The sequence below is a fragment of the Shewanella sp. SNU WT4 genome (assembly GCF_006494715.1).
In the GTDB taxonomy this organism is placed as follows: domain Bacteria; phylum Pseudomonadota; class Gammaproteobacteria; order Enterobacterales; family Shewanellaceae; genus Shewanella.
Genome location: NZ_CP041151.1, coordinates 3,632,262 through 3,649,558 on the forward strand (window position 1 = coordinate 3,632,262; position 17,297 = coordinate 3,649,558).

The following is a 17,297-nucleotide window of genomic DNA, read 5'->3' on the forward strand; positions in this document are numbered from 1 at the left end:
CCTATGTTTAAACATCTAAGTGCCATCGGCTGTTGGTGGCTTGCTATGTTCAGCGCTCAGGCGCTAGCTGTCGACTATGCGTTGCCAAGTAATGGTAGCAGTCTTGTGGGTGAAAACATCTATTACACTGTTCCTGAGGGTAAGTTATCCCTTGAAAGTATTGCGGCCGAATTTCAACTGGGTTTAACCAATCTTATCGAGGCCAACCCTGGGGTTGACCCGTATTTGCCGCGCCCAGGTAGCACCTTAATCATTCCGCAGCAGCTGATTTTGCCTGCCACTAAACGTGAAGGTTTGGTGATTAATACCGCCGAAATGCGCATCTACTATTACCCTAAGGGTAAAAACATAGTGCAAGTGTTACCTATTGGCATAGGCCAAATTGGTCGTGACACTCCTGAAAACTGGGTCACTAAGGTGTACCGTAAGCGCGCCAATCCAACTTGGACGCCAACCACTAGAATGCGCAAAGAATATGCCGCCAGAGGCGAGATTTTACCGGACGTTTGGCCGGCAGGCCCTGATAACCCGATGGGATTATTCGCCTTATATGTGGGCGATCTCTATGCCATTCACGGCACTAACGCCGATTTCGGTATTGGTTTGCGCGTAAGCCAAGGCTGCGTGCGTCTGCGTAATGATGATATTGCTGAATTATTCGCACAAGTGCCCGTGGGCACCCGCGTAGAATTTATCAATGTGCCAATTAAGGCCAGTGTTGAGCCTAATGGTAATCGCTATGTTGAAGTGCATCAGCCATTATCGCGCTCAGAGCAAGAGTTTGAATCAGACGCTGTGGTGCCGTTAGATATTCCTAAAAATATCACCGCCATTATTGCCCATAAAGATACTGACTCATTTGCCTTAAAGCGCGCATTAGAAGATAGATCTGGCATACCTACCCGTATTAGCCAGTAACCTACCCGTACTAGCCTGTAATAGTCACGCTGTTCAATGCCGCAAACGCCTAAGCCCTGCTTAGGCGTTTTACTTTGTGAGGGAGTTTTTTAATAAATCATAAAGCAATCATATTGTTAGTTAGTCAAATTAATCACAGCCAAACGCGTTAAATTATTAGCATTAACAAACACAACAATTTAACATTGAGCGCAATTATGTGGCCGCATGATGAACTAAAGGTTCGATATCAAGCGCTTGGCCGCTAACAAGCTCAATAATGGAGTGCGATGATGCGAAAAAGTTTAGTTACCTGCGCCCTGCTGTCACTGCTAACCGCCTGCAGTCAAGTTCCCCGCAGTTCACAAAGTACGGCCAATCACTTAGCTGAAACTTTATCGCTTAATTATCAAGTGGTCACCACTAATGGCGAGCATCAAGACCCAAGCTGTCAGCGCCTTGGCGCCGAATGGGGCAATTGCCATATCATCAAGCTTAACTTGCATGCCTGCGACACTATCGACCCAACAACAGATTGGAGCCTGTATTTTCATAGCGTCCGGCGCGTATTAGCCGTTAATAATCCAGATTTTCGCGTCACTCGCATCACAGGCGATTTACATAAGCTCGAACCGACCAAGAGCTTTACAGGCTTTAGTCGCGGCGCCACTATCAGCATTCCGTTAGTGGCTGAATTTTGGTCGCTGTTTGAATCTGACTTTATGCCAAGGGCGTATATCATCACGGGTGATAGTGAGCCTAAGCTGCTAAGCGCCACAGATACTGAAGACTTAAGCGCCTTAGTGAGCCCCATTGCTGCTAATGCTCAGTTACGCACTCCAGATGACAACAATATAATCGCCACCGCCCACAGCCGTTTTGATAAAAATAGTGACATAAGCTTATTAAGCACAAGCCAACTGCGAGGCCAAATCTTACCAACCCCCTTAGCGCAAACATTGGGCAGCGAAGATGTCATGCTTACAGCTGGCATGCACTTTACTCATCAGGGGTTAAGCCCTGCTATGTTAGAGGCAATATCCCAGCAAGCTCGCACTTTAGGCATTGAGCAAGGTAAGTTAGCCGTTAATATTCGCCTTGATAGTGCAAGCTTTGAGGCCAAGTTACAGCAACCCGGCGCTTATCAACTCAAAGTTACGCCAGCAGGCGTAGAAGTCATTGGTTTTGATGCCATAGGCGCGTTTTATGGGGTGCAGTCTTTTTTCAATGCCATTGAATTTAATCCGATCACACTTAAGCCGATGCAAATTGCTTCGATGCAAGTGATGGATGCACCGCGCTATCAATACCGCGGCTTGATGGTGGATGTCGCTCGCAACTTTAGAAGCCAAGCAGCAATACTGCGCACTTTGGAACAAATGGCGGCAGTTAAACTCAATAAGCTTCATTTACATTTAAGTGATGATGAGGGCTGGCGTCTTGCCATTACTGATTTACCTGAATTAACCACTATCGGTGCTAAGCGCTGCCATGACCTCAGTGAGCGCACTTGCTTGTTGCCGCAATTAGGTTCTGGGCCTGCAACTAACAATCAAGGCAGCGGCTTTTATAGTCGCGACGAGTATATTGAAATAGTCCGCTTTGCCGCCGCTCGCGGTATTGAAGTCATTCCTGAATTTGATATGCCAGGGCATTCTCGCGCCGCCGTAGTTTCTATGGAAGCGAGATATCAGCGCTTAATAGCGCAAGGCAACACACAAGCGGCCAATGAATATCGCTTAATCGACCCCTTAGATACCTCCAATGTTATGACAGTGCAGTTTTATGATAAAACCAGCTTTATCAATCCTTGTCTGGCCTCATCGACTCGCTTTGCCAGTAAAATCATCAGCGAAGTTAACGCCATGCATCTTGAGGCTGGCGCGCCCTTAACCACTTGGCACTTTGGTGGTGATGAAGCTAAAAACATTCAACTTGGTCAAGGCTTTCAAGATCCTAATGCCGCTGCGCCCGAAGCGTGGCGCGGCACCATTGATTTGAGCGCACAAGATAAACCTTTTGCTAAATCGCCTGTGTGTCAGCAGCTGATTGCCAGTGGCGCCGTCACAGATGCCGCGCACTTGCCAAGCTATTTTGCTAAACAAGTGTCCGCCATCGCCAGCAATCAAGGCATAGGTCATTTCCAAGCTTGGCAAGATGGACTCAAATACGCGAAAGACGCGGCCGCCTTTGACAGCGATATCATTCGGGTCAATATCTGGGAAACCTTATATTCAGATGGCGCCAAAGCGGCCTACGAATGGGCTAATAAAGGGTATCAAGTAGTGATCTCAAACCCTGATTATGTCTATGTCGACATGCCCTATGAAGTTGACCCTAAAGAGCGCGGCTATTACTGGGCGACGCGCGCTACCGATGAGCGCAAAATGTTTGGTTTTGCCCCGGCCAACTTGCCACAAAATGCCGAGACCTCAGTAGATAGAGACGGTCACAGCTTTAACGCCCAAGGCGTAACAAATGCCCCGCCATTTCATGGACTATCAGTGCAGTTATGGAGTGAAACCGTTAGAACCGATGAACAATACGAATACATGGTGTTTCCGCGCCTGCTAGCGGCCGCCGAGCGTGCTTGGCATCAAGCCAGCTGGGAATTGCCTTATCAGGTGGGTATTGAATTTAATCAAGCAACGACACGGGTCGATGACGAGGCGCAGCTGAGCGACTGGAGCCGCTTTGCTAATATGTTAGGTCAGCGGCAATTGCTTACGTTAGATAAACATCAAGTGCAATATCGCGTGCCGGTGCCTGGTGCCAAGATTATTGAGGGTAAGCTTAATATCAACCTCAGCCTGCCGGGATTACCACTGCAATATTCTCTCAATAACAGTGACTGGCTAGACTATAGTGCCAAGGCGCCGCCAGAGATTAATGGCAAGGTATGGGTGCGAGCTTTAAGTGCCGATGGCAAACGCATTGGCCGCGCTATTAGTGTGCCTTCTATCAGCCAATAGACTGACAGCGAGCCAGCAGCAAGAAGTCATTAATATCGCTAATCTATCGGCTGGCTTGATACTGGCTAGAATATGTTAACGATTACTAGGCAGCGTTAACATATCAACTAGCCACGCCAGAAATGTCGTTTAGGGGGAGTTATTGGCGACAATAACCCCCTTAGGTGAAACCCATATCTTTTGTTGAAAATCACTGACTTAACCAACAGCACACATTGATCATCACTAAATTACCCACGCCTAAAATAGCTTTCCCCCAGCCACAACATGCCAACCACCACAGCGAAAACCAACGCAAGCTACTCAAAAAATGAGCGATTTATCGCAACTTAACTCCCGTGAATGTGACACAGATCCCAAATTAATAGCTAATTAATAATGACTTGTGTAAAATCCGCGGCATTCTCGGACATCATTTAAAAAAAAGAATACAATTGAGACAACTAACAACCTGTTTAACAAAGAAAATGTCAACTTTTATTAACACTTTTATTCATGCGTCAGTGAACATTGGATTATTTTATGATGTCAAATAAATATAAAACTGATGAAAGCGCTAAATCTTTTTATCGTGCCGCCGACTGGCTGTATTTGCCATTGTTGTTTGTGGTCACTATCACCAGCGCTATTTTGATGTATCGACAAATTAACGTGCCAATCTCGTCGGCAGACAGCCTATTGCAATGGGTGCTGCATGATGCATTCGCGTTATTCTTAGTAGGTTTCAGCTTAGTATTATTGATTTGGCAAGTGAGCTTTGCCGTGCGTTATAAGGCTTTTCCAAGCGTAGCGAACGAACAGTTACCGACTATGACTGTGGTCATTCCGGCCTATAACGAAGGTTCACAAATTCTAGATACTGTCCGCAGCGTTATGGCCAGTGACTACCCCAAAGATCGCTTACAAGTGATTTGTGTGGATGACGGTTCTAAAGATGACACTTGGAAGTGGATAAATGCTGCGCATCAAGAATTTAGTGGCATTACCATCATTAAACAGCCGTTTAACCAAGGCAAGCGCTGCGCCTTATTAGTAGGTTTCGCTAAGGCGACTGGCGATGTCATAGTCACTATTGATTCGGATTCTGAAGTATTAACAGATACCTTGGCTAATATTGCCAGTCCGTTTGTACTCGATAAACGGGTGGCATCGGTTGCCGGGCACGTGCGAGTATTGAATTTAGATCAAGGCTTTATTCCTAAAATTCTTGAAGTCTCTTTTACCAGTGCCTTTGATTTTATTCGCGCTGGCCAAAGCGTTTATGGCGGTGTGTTTTGCACCCCAGGCGCATTATCAGCCTATCGCGGTAGCGCTTTGATGCCACTGTTAGATGAGTGGTCAAAGCAAACCTTTATGGGCAAACATGCCACTATCGGTGAAGATCGCGCGCTAACCAATTTAGTCTTAGCCAATGGTCATCGCGTGGTATATCAGCGCAATTCTGTAGTACTCACCAAAGCGCCATCTAATTTTGGTTCACTGCGCCGCATGTTAACTCGCTGGTCTCGCAGCAGTGTGCGCGAAAGTTTAGTGATGTTTAGCTTTGTGTTTAAAAACTTCAGAAAGAGTGGCGAAGGAGCCAATTGGATTCGCTTTTTCAGCGTAACCCAAGTATTCCGCTTAACCGTATTTGAAGCGATGAAATGCGCCTTAGTGGTGGCTATTATCATGAATACTGCCAGCGCACTACAGGCCATTTTGTACGCCAGCCTATTTGCAACCATCATTCCTGGTACTGTGTACTATTTACGTCACCGCACCACCTTTGGTTACCGCTGGGCATTGCCTTATACCTTATATTGGTTGTTCTGTTTATCTTGGATCCCATTATGGGGCATGTTTACCGCCAGCAATTCTGGTTGGTTAACCCGCACCCTGCCAGATGCAAACTCACCACTTGAAAGCAAAGACGAAGAAATCGCTAAAAAGGCCTAATAGACATAACTAGACATAACTAGACATAACTAGACATAAAATAGAGAGGCGGCGTGAGCTAGGTTTCTAGTGACTGAGATACCTGAATGCGCCGCCTCAATATTGATCTAAGTTAAGACTCTAACAGCTGTCTCTTCTACACAAATTATTAGCAAAAAATGGAACTTTCTTGACTGGCGATGATCAGATCATGCAAATTCACTCACTTCATCATTTTTAATGTCAATTTTTAACCCGAACAAATGGGCATATGATCACTTTCATCATGCTGAGCTAGGTGATAAACGACGAGCGGCAAGGTTAACCGTCGTCGCTGAACACATGGCGGTTGGCAGCGGTAAATCGGTTGCCAGATCTTGTAATGGTGAAGATGCCAAACTCGAAGGAGCCTATCGATTGATCCGCAATGATAATGTTAGCCCATCTATGATCAGAGCCGCCGGTTTTGCTCGCACCGCCCAAGCGATTGAAAATATAAATGAAATACTTGCTCTCGAAGACACGACAGCCCTGAGTTATAAGCACAGTGTGGCGTCTGAATTAGGGAAATTAGGCAAACCTACCGATAAGTCTCGTGGTTGGTGGGTTCATTCCGTCTTGCTACTGGATAGCCATACTTCTCGGACCTTGGGCTTGATCCACCAAGATTGGTGGTGTCGACCTGATAATCCCAACGAGGCCGATGAAAAAGAGAGCGGTAAATGGGCCGATGCATCCTATTTTACGCGGCAACGCTTGCAGGCTCACATGTCGCGAGTGATCTCAGTGTGTGATAGAGAAGCGGATATCATGCATTATTTATCTGATAAACAATCACATAGTGAACGGTTTGTGGTGCGGGCAAAACATGCAAGAAACCTAGTAGAATACGAGGCTAAGCTCTGAAGGATCCCCTCATAAATCGGCCATAGCATAGCCATATTTGAGTAACTGATTGGCGAATAATACCCACGCCGCCAGCAATTCTTTCTCCGTGATTTGATAATCAGGCCGCCTGAGTACCTCCAATCCCAAGCGAATCGTTGAGAGTACCGTTCGATGCCCAATGGTATTGGCCTGAAAATGCTTATCCCAGCCCTGTTGCTGTGCATGTAAACCAACTAGCCACAACAGGCATTGAACCATTAACGCAATCAGTAGGATGATGTCGAATCGCTCTGGACTGTTGGTACGACTTTGGCGTAAGCCAAAGCCGTATGCCGGGCTTTTGAGGTCACGAAAGGTTTCCTCTATTTGCATACGTTTGGCGTACAGGTTTACCAGCTGTTTTGGGCTGCGAGATTCTGGTGGTAAGTTGCTGGCTAACACCCAAGGTCCTCTCGCCGCTGTTGAGTACGTTTTTGCTGATGGATGGTGGCAATTCGTCCTCGTTGAACGCTGATTTGTACGGCCCTTAGGTTTGCTACGATAAAGCGTGAGATGGCAATTGATAGGGTTAGTTTTGGTTAAGATCTTACACCCTAGGCTCTTCGCTCGACTGTTGGCCAAGTCATGTGTACTGCGCACTGCACGCCAATTTTCGGCACCAATATCTGCAAATTGAACTGTACCGCGAATACGGCTTAGCCAAAACCAACCATGCGCCACAACCTCTTTGTACCAAGGCACTTTGAACCCCGCGTCAGTCACGATGAGAGGGGTAACATGCAAAGGTAAAATCTTGGCTAAGTCCGCTAAAAAACCGTTGTGGGCGGCCTTAGAGCATTGTTCAGGGGATAGGATTTCTCATATAGGGTAATAGAGCGGCCATTGAAGGCTATTGAGGCGCGCAGAGCCATGATGCGTTTATGCTCTCGGATGTCTGACCAATCGACGAGCACAATCGGCATAGGGTTACCTGAACAGATGAGGCTGGCATGCCATTGGTAGACAGCTAACCGCTCTTGATGCAGATGCATGTTGCCGAGCAAACGATCAATGCGCTTGATGTTGTGCTTGGTTCGGGCCGTGGTTGGTAAATTTCGACCTAACTCGGTCAAGGTCAGTGTCTTACATTCAATCAGTGCCTTAGAGGCCAGCATCAAACTGTTTAATCGTTTTAGGTGAAGTTCTGGGCAGTATTGGTGTAAAGAATGTTGTAGGATATTGGCTTCGCGCATCTTGTTGTCCAAGTGTAGTTTTTGACGAAACCATTTGATCATGCAACAAGATGCGCTTCCACCCTAATTTGATGATTTATTTGTAAATTATCAGGGGATTCCTCAGTGCTCAGCGATAAGCTTTATCTCAATCAAGTGATGACAGATATTCAAGCGCAAGGCATTACCATTGCCATGGACGATTTTGGCTCGGGTTACGCCTCATTCCCGCACTTACTTAAATACCCGTTTGATAAAGTAAAAATCGATAGATCTTTACTACTTGATGCCAGCAGTCGCAAGGGCGAGGAAGTCTATCGATTAGTGGCGCAGCTAGGCCAAATAGCTCATTGCAAAATTGTGGCTGAAGGCATTGAAACTCAAGAGCAATTTGATTTTATTAAGACCTGTGGCGTCGATTTAGTGCAAGGCTATTATTTTGCCAAACCTATGCCGTTAGAGCGTTTAAGTCGCAGTTAACTTAAGTGACGACTGGCTAAAATAAGGCGCAATTCAATCGCCTGCCATTAAAGCGCAAAAATCAAGCGGACTCTCATGGTAGACTAATCCAAAACCTTACATTGGATGCTAACCATGAATAAACATTTTATCGTTGCCGGATTATCTTTGTTATTAGTGGCCTGCTCAGATAATGAAGTGGGTGATGTCTCTTTAGGCATGTTCACTTTAAAAGACATTAAACTCAATTCGCTCATTGACCCAGAAGTGCCAGGGGTGACTTGTCATATCGCCTCAATCGAAGCGGATTTTAGTTTGGCTGATCCAAGTGATAGCTCAATCTCATGTCGGCAAACCGGTGAAATTACCCAAGCTATGATTAATGCCATAGATAAGAGTAAATCGGGCGCTGTGGTGTTTTCTCAGTCCAAAAGTATCTTTTTTAAATCGATGAAAATCAGACGTATTTTTGATGCTGAGCATCAATCACTGCTGTATTTATCTTATTCCACCAAAGAAACTTCAGGCAGCTTTAAACACAGCTTATCTACTGTGCCATTATGGGGCACGGCAGCCTATATTCAGCCTCAAGTGCAACCGCGCTAATGCCTTGAAGCTTATTGTTTAATTAAACATAACGCCGCCACTGGGCGTTATGTTTATGAGCCTCACTTCCAACCAATAAGAGTTACTCCAGCGACTGTTTATCTAGCTCATGCAGCCTTGCCATAAAGCCTTCCATCGCAGTGACATCAGGATATTCCAGTTCATATTTATGATGGAAAAATAGCGTGAGTTTAGCCCGGCCATCGGTGAGCTTAATGGTGTAGCCGTCAATATCGGTTTCTAAGGTGATAGTTCCTAAGCGATATTCAAGGGTGGGATCATCTGAGTTACTAATAAGAGTGCCTTGATCGCGAATTTTACCAGCCACTGATAATGCCCAGCGTATATCTAGTTCATTGTGCATACGTCATCCTTGTGTCGACTATTTGTACTCATATTAACTATTTTTCACGCAAATAAATGCCAACCAAGATCACAGCGCTGATCTTTTGTTAATCGAGTTGCAACCTATTTAGTTATAGCTTGTTAATTTTTTTATTTTTATTCATGGCTTTGTTAGGCAAAATAGGCGCAATTTAGCAAGGAGCTGTCATGCCAGATATAGTTATCGCATTTTTCGCGTTAGGTTTGCTCGCTGGTTGGGTTAAGTCCGATCTCAAAGTGCCTCAGTCCATTTACGAGACCTTATCGATTCTATTGATGCTGACCTTAGGCGTGAAAGGTGGCATGGCGCTGCATGGCCATAGCGCTAGCATCAACCTAGGAGCACTGGCCTTGATTGCCAGCCTTGGGGTGCTAACACCGCTCGCCTTATACCCGCTGCTCACTCAAGTTATCAAGCTAAAACAGGCCGATGCCATCAGTATTGCCGCTCATTATGGCTCGGTTAGTGCGGGAACCTTTGCCGTCGTCATAGCTATGGCCGATCACCTAGGTTGGCAATTAGCGCCTGAAACTACGCTTTATCTCGTGCTATTAGAATTGCCTGCGATCATTATCATGCTGTGGCTGCACCGATGGCTATTGGCCAGAGCAGCCAATGATCGCAAACAAGGGGATAGCAAACAATATAAAGACACAGCACAGATCAGCAATGGCAGTATTTGGCATGAGGCGCTCACCAGTCGCGGCGTAGTGTTATTGCTTGGGGGCGTTATCATAGGCTGGGCTTATGGGCCGCAAGGGTTAGCGGATATTACCCCTGTTTTACTGGGCGGCTTTAAAACCTTATTAGCTTTGTTCTTATTGGAAATGGGGTTATCGACCGCCAAAGTATGCCGTCCTTTACCTTGGCAGCACTGGCGCCTCATGCTGTTTGCGGCGATCGCGCCCTTTGTACTCTCTTGGCTAGGTATTGGCGTAGGTCTGTTATTAGGCTTACCCGCAGGCAGTATTCTGGTATTGGCCACCCTTAGCGCTAGCGGCTCTTATATTGCGGCGCCAGCAGCCATCAAGGCTGCGATCCCAGAGGCCAATATTGGCTTAGCCATGTTAGCCGCCCTTGGGATCACTTTTCCAATCAATGTGCTGATTGGTTTACCCTTGTATCACAGTTGGATCCAAGCCTTGATCCATGGCTGAGTTAGCCACAATCAACTGATAAATAGTCGCAATATGCTCGGCGTGGTCAGCTATCTCTATGATAGGTAATTGAGTTGGTAAGCCCAGCAAAGTAAGCCTATGACTCTCATCGCGCAGCAAACAATAGGCCGAGGTTAATTGCTCGGCGGTGGCTTGCGGCAATAACGACAACTGAGCCAACAACTCAAATACTCTGACGTTATCAGGCCAAGTGGCTAATTCTGGATATTGATGGCCATGCAGCAGCACGAGATATTGCGCGATAAACTCGATATCGGTAATGCCGCCCACGCCTTGCTTTAAATCAAACTCACCGCTTACTGCATGCAATAAATGCTGACGCATCTTAAGGCGCATTTGGTGAACATCTTTTGCCAAGCCTAGCGGCTCACGCGGTTTAGCTATCACTTGCGCGCGAATGCTATCAAAGCGTTGCCGCAAACTGGCATCGCCAAAGATACAGCGAGTACGCACTAACGCTTGATGCTCCCAAGTCCAAGCTTCTTGGCATTGATACTCACCAAAGCGCTCAATCTCGCTCACCATAAGCCCTGAGGCGCCAGAAGGGCGAAGGCGCATATCGACCTCATACAGCTCACCAGAATTGGTGCGGGTCGAGAACAAATGCAAAATACGCTGCGCCAATTTTAAATAAAAATGACCGCATTCAATGGCCTTGTCACCTGTGGTCATGGCTTGCAAATCAGCGTTATGTAAAAATACTAGATCCAGATCTGATCCATAACCAAGCTCAAGCCCACCAAGTTTGCCATAAGCTATGACCGCAAAGCCCATATCGCCATCACTAAGCCCGGGCGGCTTACCATAACGTAACGTCATTTGCTGCCACGCTTGGCGCGCGACTTGGGCAACTATGGCTTCGGCCAAATAGGTAAGATGATCGCTCACCTTCATCACAGGCAAGACGCCAGTAACATCCGCCGCCGCAATCTTTAGTTGCTGCGCCAGCTTAAACTGACGCAAGTATTCCATTTGCTGCTCCATATCATCATCGGCCACTCGTAACAGGCTTTGATGCAGCAAGGCGCCATATTCAGTTAAGGGGCAAATATCATATAGATGACTGGGTTCAATTAATTCATCCAGCAACATAGGAAAGCGCGATAATTGCTTGGCAATCCAAGGACTCGCGCTGCACAAGGTCACAAGTTGTGAGCGTGCGCCTGGGTTTTCACACAACAGCTCTAAATAAGTCGTGCGAGTTAATATGCTATCAAGCACCTTACTCATGCTTTTAAATACAGTGGCTGGGCTTGATATTTGTAGCACTTCATCCAAAAGCTTAGGCATTAATTTATCTAAGGTTTCTTGGCCTCTTGGCCCCATAGATTTTTGCATGGCTTGCTGGCGCCAAGCCGTTAAGCCCACTAAAAACTCATCATCAATTTGGCCGTGTTGATGCAGCATTTCTTGCACTACGGCTATGTCTTGCTCAAGCCATAAGGCGCTAGTCCAATGCTCAGTATCATCAGAGCCTTCACCGCCCACAGTGTCACGAAAATGCTGATGAATTTTATTCATAGCGGCTTCTAAATGGGTGCGAAAATCCATCACGTTGACGCGATGTAATACCCAGCACAAACGCTGCCAGTCTAAGGTGTTAGTGGGCAGCGTTTGGGTTTGCTCATCATTAAAGGCTTGCAGGATGTTTTCTACCCGCCGCAGCATAATGTAGCTAGTTTTTAGCTCATCATAATTGGCAAAACTTAATTGATCGCATTGATATAACGCAGATAATGCGGCAAATATACTTTGCTGACGCAAACTTGGCTCGCGCCCGCCGCGGATTAATTGCAGGCTTTGCACCACAAATTCCACTTCACGAATGCCGCCCGCTCCAAGCTTAATATTATCGGTAAGCTGGCGCCGTCTTACTTCCCGCGCAATCATGGCTTTCATTTTACGCAGCGCATCTATGGCAGAAAAATCAATATAACGGCGATAAACAAAGGGGCGCAGCAACTGATGCAGCTCATCACTATGGCTACTCCAAGGCCCTAACGCGCGAGCTTTGACCATGGCATATCGCTCCCAATCGCGCCCCTGCTCCTGATAATAATCTTCAAGGGCGCTATAACTCACCACCAGCGGGCCGCTATCACCATAAGGGCGCAGGCGCATATCCACTCGATAGACAAAGCCATCCATAGTAGTGTCATGGAGCAAATCAACTAAGCGCTGCCCCATGCGAATAAAAAATTGCTGATTATCTAAGGGACGCCGGCCACCTTGGGTTTCACCGTGTTCAGGAAAGGTAAAAATCAAATCAATATCAGATGAGAAATTAAGCTCGCGCCCGCCAAGTTTACCCATGCCTAAAATCATTAACGGCTGCACCTTGCCATTACTATCCATAGGCGTGCCATATTGCTGGCATAACTGGGAAAACAACCAATCGCGGCCAGCAATGATTAAAGATTCAGCCAGCACACTTAAATCTAATAGCTGCTCATCAATAGTGAGCTCGCCGCAAAAATCTAACCAAGCAAGGCGCACCATTTGCCGATTGCGATATTGGCGCAAGACTCTTTTGGCACTGGCATCATCATGGGCATCGCCCATTAACAAGGCTATTTGCTCGGCATAGCATTGGCGCGCCATGGCGCCAAGCCCCCCCTGATGCAGCCACAACAGCCACTCAGGGTGGCGCTGAATTTGGGTATCAATAAAATCACTGAGCGCCAACATTACTCGGGTTTGCGCTTGGGCTTGAGTATCAAGCTGCGCCACTATATCTGGTTGCTGTCGCTGTAACTGTTGCCATCTATCGTCAGCGAGTTGAGATAAGGCTTGGGGCAGAGAATCGATGCTAAAATTTCGGTCAGCCATAATAATCCCTGTTATGGTGTAATAACTTAGCTGTAGACGCTGAATAAAAGTGGCGCTTGGCAGCAACAAATAAAGTTATGGTACTTATATTTTATGCACTTGTATTTATGCTGCTTAGATTTAATGCCGACTTTTGCGGCCATGGCCTAAATCCGGGGCGCAAATCCCGACTAAAGTTACTCTAGATGTGATAGGCAAACCATGAGGCGAACATTCTATGTTGACTAGGTTTTACCAGCACAATTTACCGCCTAAGCCATTGTTTTATGAATTGGTTGCTGGATGGTTTAATGCATTATTTGCTGACTTATTTAAGCTAAGGCAGAGCTTGTTAGCGCGCTTGCCATTACTCGCCGCGGCACTCTTGCTGCTACAAGCGTGCTCAGATAATCAAGCTGCACAAATCGCTAAATATGAGCAACTGGCAAGCGAGCAAGTCACTGAATTAGGCCGACTGCTTGATAGCAATCAAGTGCGCAATGCCGGCATTTTGAGCCAATACGCCCAGCTTTTAGCGCAAAAAGACCCGCAATATCAACCCTTACTGCAACAGCTAAGCTTAGATGCCACTCCCCAAGGCGCCTCATATCAAGCGTTAATGCGCCGCCTTAGCGCCGCAAAATCAGCCACTAATTTTGCGGCGCCAGAAGATCAATTACAGGAACTTAAAAACATCTACGAAGCGGCCAACCCAGCCATCTTTAACGACTTATTATCAGACCCTATCAATGTGATTGCCGATTTATCCCAAGGCCAATTGCCACGGGTGAATGCCATGAGTAAAGAAGCTGAAATGCTCGCCAATCAAGCCGATGACTTTGGCCCTGGTAGCCAACTTGTGGGTAATCCCAGTTATGGCGAATGGCAAACTGCCAGTAATGGCAGCTCTTTTTGGGCCTGGTATGGCATGTATGCCATGCTATCGAATGTTATTCGCCCTATCAGTTATGATTCTTGGTCTGGGCGGCGCGGGTATAGTTATTACAACGACGTTGGCCGCTATCGCTATTCATCCCCTGAACAAATTCGCCGCCAAGATAATTTTAGTGCCCAAAGACAAAAGCAATTTTCATCACAAGGAAAACCCTTTGTTAGCCCTTACGCCAAAAATCGCAGCGGCTCGGCATCTTTATCTACTGCCAGTCGCCAAGCCCCAAGCAGCCCTGCGCAATTTCGCTCTAACTACAGTAAAAGCAGCAGTATGCGCACTTCAAGCTCGCGCACCAAGCTCAGCCTGAGACGAGGAAAATAATGGAAAGCATAATGAATTTTTTAAATGAATACGGCCTAAGCCAAGACTTACTGATTTTCTTAGGCATAGATTTAGCCATAGCTATCTTGCTGCTGGTGTTCATGCGTTATTTGTCGGGCTGGAGCATAGATGTTAACAGTACCTCGGAGCTTGCGGTGCGCGATAACTTTGCCTTTGGTATTAGTACGGCAGGCTCAATCACAGCCATGGGAATAGTGCTCACAGGGGCTATTACTGGCGCGGCGGGCTCATCTTACTTAGTTGAAGTCATAGGCATGACAGCCTACGGCTTAACGGGATTATTACTCATACGCACAGGGCGCTATATCCATGACAAATTTGCGCTCACTGAAGTGGATAAAAACGCTGAAATTCGAGCAGGTAATGTGTCAGTCGCGTTAGTGGATGCCAGCGCCACTATTGCTACCGCGTTAATTATTCGCTCTGTGCTGTTGTGGGCCGAAGGACTCACCCTTGATACCTTAATCGCCGTTATCAGCGTATTTGTTATCGCGCAGTTTTTATTTGTGCTGTTAACACGCATCCGCGAATATCGCTATCGGCGCGGTAACCAAGGCGATTCAATGCAAGAAGCATTAGCGCAAGACAGCTTAGCCCTCGCCATTCGCCACAGCGGCTATTTAATCTCTCTGGGCTTAACCTTTAAAGCGGCCAGCTATTTTCTGCTTTATGATCCCAAAGCCTATGCCATGAATATTTTTGGCTGGCTGACGTTCTCCATCATAATGCTAGTCATACTTAACCTCTTACTCTGGCTCGTAAAACGCTTAGTACTTGCCAATATTAATACTGATACTGAGGTTGAGCAGCAGCATAACGTCGGCATAGCCACAGTTGAAATGGCCGTTAGCATAGTGGTTGCTTTACTGCTTACGTCGTTGATGAGTTAACCATTAATGAGCCGTCCTGCTAAGCTGGCCGTGATTGATGATGCCATTTTATTGCTGATCATGGCGGCATTAGCTGGCTGCGGCTTAATTTACGAGTATTTACTGTCTCATTACGCGGGCCGCATTCTAGGCGCCATGGAAGCGGCCATCTATACCATGATTGGCCTGATGATAGTGTTCATGGGCTTAGGCGCCTTAGCCGCGCGCACCATTCACGACCCTTTTAGCCGCTTTGCCCAATTAGAGCTCGGACTTGCCTTTATTGGCGCCTCAGCGGTCATTATGATTGCCGCCGTTATTGGCTTTACTCAGTATTTACCTATCTATTTAGCCAATATCTTATTGCTGCCAAGTGACATGCTGCCACTTGGCTCTCCCATTGCCCAATTGCAAGCCCTTAGCAGTTATCTGCCTTATGTGTTTGGCGCAGTGTTAGGTTTTATGATTGGTATGGAAATTCCACTCATAGCTAGGGTGCGCCAATCTTTGAGCGAGCAGCATTTGCTCCACAATGCTGGCACTATTTATGGCGCGGATTACATTGGCGCCGGTATAGGCGCCGCTATTTGGGTCAGCCTAATGCTGTCGATGGAAATTCAGCGCGCCGCCGCTTTAACCGCTTGCATCAATCTAGCGGCAGGTCTCTTATTCTTAATTCGCTATTGGCAGCAAATTAACCGCCCTAAGTTACTGCTGTTTGGCCATGGCATGATAGCCATACTAGTGGTCATGCTATTTAAGCTTGGCCCAGGATGGCAGCAAGATTTTAATAACCTGATTTATCGCGACCAAGTAGTGTTTAATCAAGCGAGCCGCTTTGCCCAGCACACCATTACTGAGCGCCTGCGCGGCGGCGGTTTAGCGCCGGTATATAGCTTGTATCTTAATGGCCGGCTGCAATTTTCTGGTGATGATGAGCATATTTATCACAGCTTTTTAGTGGAACCTGCCATGCATGCCAGCGCGCGCCAGCAGCAAGTATTAATTATTGGCGGCGGTGATGGCCTAGCACTTAGGGATGTTCTTAAATGGCACCCCACACAAGTCACCTTAATAGATTTAGACCAGCAGTTAGTGCAGCTGTTTAAGCAGCCTAAGCTGATTAACGATTTACCGCCGCGGGTAGCGAATGCCATCAGCGCCCTCAATCAAGATGCTTTTAACGACCCTAGGCTTGAGCTTATTTTTGATGATGCCTTTAATGGCGTTGATAATCTTCTGGCAGAGCAGCGCCACTTTGACGTGATTATTGTTGATTTACCCGATCCTAATCATCCCGACCTTAACAAGCTCTACAGCGATGTGTTTTATCGCAAATTGGCGCAACTTCTTAACGCCGATGGCGCCATGACAGTGCAATCCACGTCGCCATTTCATGCCCGTAAAGCCTTTATCGCCATAGGAAAAACCTTAGCCGCGGCGGGATTTAAGGTAGATCAATATCAATACAATGTGCCAAGTTTTGGTCAATGGGGCTGGAGCCTTGCCACTTTAAGTGGTGCGAGTGGCCGCGAGCGCCTTAAGGCATTAACCGCGCTCAATCATGCCCAAACTTGGTTTTCACTTGAATTGATGCAAGCAAGTTTTGCCGCGCCAAGCAATCTGTATTTAGATAGCGAGCAGATAAAAGTCAATACCTTAGATTCGATGATGCTCTATCAATATCACCAAGAAGCCTGGAGTGAAGAAACTCGAGGTTTAGGGTTATTTTAACGCAGCTGATTAAATAACGAGCATTACCTTGACATAATATGTCGAGGTGATATCTTTTTTAGAGACATATTATGTCAACGAG

General features: G+C 46.7%; 12 protein-coding genes and 1 pseudogene. 10 read left to right on the forward strand and 3 right to left on the reverse strand.

Annotated features, from left to right (window positions below):
- The first annotated feature begins 3 nt into the window (after positions 1 to 3).
- The 4 genes from FJQ87_RS16495 to FJQ87_RS16510 all read left to right on the forward strand — a co-directional run bounded on the left by FJQ87_RS16495 (position 4) and on the right by FJQ87_RS16510 (position 6,689).
- The gene (locus FJQ87_RS16495) at positions 4 to 918 is read left to right on the forward strand and encodes a L,D-transpeptidase family protein (protein WP_140933545.1); all 915 of its coding nucleotides are present in this window, start codon (positions 4 to 6) and stop codon (positions 916 to 918) included.
- A gap of 269 nt (positions 919 to 1,187) precedes the next feature.
- On the forward strand, positions 1,188 to 3,869 hold the full coding sequence (locus tag FJQ87_RS16500) for a family 20 glycosylhydrolase (protein WP_140933546.1): 2,682 nt from the start codon (positions 1,188 to 1,190) through the stop codon (positions 3,867 to 3,869).
- Positions 3,870 to 4,391: 522 nt separating this feature from the next.
- Positions 4,392 to 5,804 (forward strand): glycosyltransferase, encoded by a 1,413-nt coding sequence (locus FJQ87_RS16505; protein ID WP_140933547.1) that lies wholly within the window; start codon positions 4,392 to 4,394, stop codon positions 5,802 to 5,804.
- Positions 5,805 to 6,023: 219 nt separating this feature from the next.
- Positions 6,024 to 6,689, forward strand: a complete 666-nt coding sequence (locus tag FJQ87_RS16510) for an IS4 family transposase (protein WP_140933548.1) — start codon at positions 6,024 to 6,026, stop codon at positions 6,687 to 6,689.
- Positions 6,690 to 6,698: 9 nt separating this feature from the next.
- Here FJQ87_RS16510 and FJQ87_RS16515 read toward each other — a convergent pair.
- Positions 6,699 to 7,903, reverse strand: a pseudogene (locus FJQ87_RS16515) (IS4 family transposase).
- A 105-nt stretch (positions 7,904 to 8,008) separates the two neighbouring features.
- On the opposite strand from FJQ87_RS16515, the gene FJQ87_RS16520 reads away from it, so the two are divergent.
- Positions 8,009 to 8,362 (forward strand): EAL domain-containing protein, encoded by a 354-nt coding sequence (locus FJQ87_RS16520; RefSeq protein ID WP_240778756.1) that lies wholly within the window; start codon positions 8,009 to 8,011, stop codon positions 8,360 to 8,362.
- A gap of 114 nt (positions 8,363 to 8,476) precedes the next feature.
- Positions 8,477 to 8,947 carry a CreA family protein gene (locus FJQ87_RS16525; protein ID WP_140933549.1) on the forward strand — a complete coding sequence of 157 codons (471 nt, stop codon included), beginning with the start codon at positions 8,477 to 8,479 and terminating at the stop codon, positions 8,945 to 8,947.
- Positions 8,948 to 9,029: 82 nt separating this feature from the next.
- Here the strand turns inward: FJQ87_RS16525 and FJQ87_RS16530 are convergent, their stop codons facing one another.
- Complete coding sequence (locus tag FJQ87_RS16530) at positions 9,030 to 9,311, reverse strand: DUF3081 family protein (RefSeq protein ID WP_140933550.1); 282 nt, start codon at positions 9,309 to 9,311, stop codon at positions 9,030 to 9,032.
- 188 nt (positions 9,312 to 9,499) lie between these two features.
- Here FJQ87_RS16530 and FJQ87_RS16535 point away from each other — a divergent pair, with 188 nt between their 5' ends.
- Positions 9,500 to 10,489 (forward strand): sodium-dependent bicarbonate transport family permease, encoded by a 990-nt coding sequence (locus tag FJQ87_RS16535; RefSeq protein ID WP_140933551.1) that lies wholly within the window; start codon positions 9,500 to 9,502, stop codon positions 10,487 to 10,489.
- Here FJQ87_RS16535 and glnE read toward each other — a convergent pair.
- Positions 10,445 to 13,339: a bifunctional [glutamate--ammonia ligase]-adenylyl-L-tyrosine phosphorylase/[glutamate--ammonia-ligase] adenylyltransferase gene (gene glnE, locus FJQ87_RS16540; protein ID WP_140933552.1), complete on the reverse strand. Its 2,895-nt coding sequence runs from the start codon at positions 13,337 to 13,339 to the stop codon at positions 10,445 to 10,447. The two genes, FJQ87_RS16535 and glnE, sit on opposite strands and share 45 nt — an antisense overlap.
- A 217-nt stretch (positions 13,340 to 13,556) precedes the next feature.
- Here glnE and FJQ87_RS16545 point away from each other — a divergent pair, with 217 nt between their 5' ends.
- Genes FJQ87_RS16545 through FJQ87_RS16555 form a run of 3 tightly spaced genes read left to right on the forward strand, consistent with a single transcriptional unit; the run spans position 13,557 to position 17,215 of the window.
- A complete protein-coding gene (locus tag FJQ87_RS16545) occupies positions 13,557 to 14,591 on the forward strand; it encodes a hypothetical protein (RefSeq protein WP_240778758.1) in 1,035 nt (344 codons plus the stop codon).
- A gap of 11 nt (positions 14,592 to 14,602) precedes the next feature.
- Positions 14,603 to 15,502 (forward strand): DUF350 domain-containing protein, encoded by a 900-nt coding sequence (locus FJQ87_RS16550; RefSeq protein WP_140933553.1) that lies wholly within the window; start codon positions 14,603 to 14,605, stop codon positions 15,500 to 15,502.
- A 6-nt stretch (positions 15,503 to 15,508) separates the two neighbouring features.
- Complete coding sequence (locus tag FJQ87_RS16555; RefSeq protein ID WP_140933554.1) at positions 15,509 to 17,215, forward strand: polyamine aminopropyltransferase; 1,707 nt, start codon at positions 15,509 to 15,511, stop codon at positions 17,213 to 17,215.
- The last annotated feature ends 82 nt before the right edge of the window (positions 17,216 to 17,297 follow it).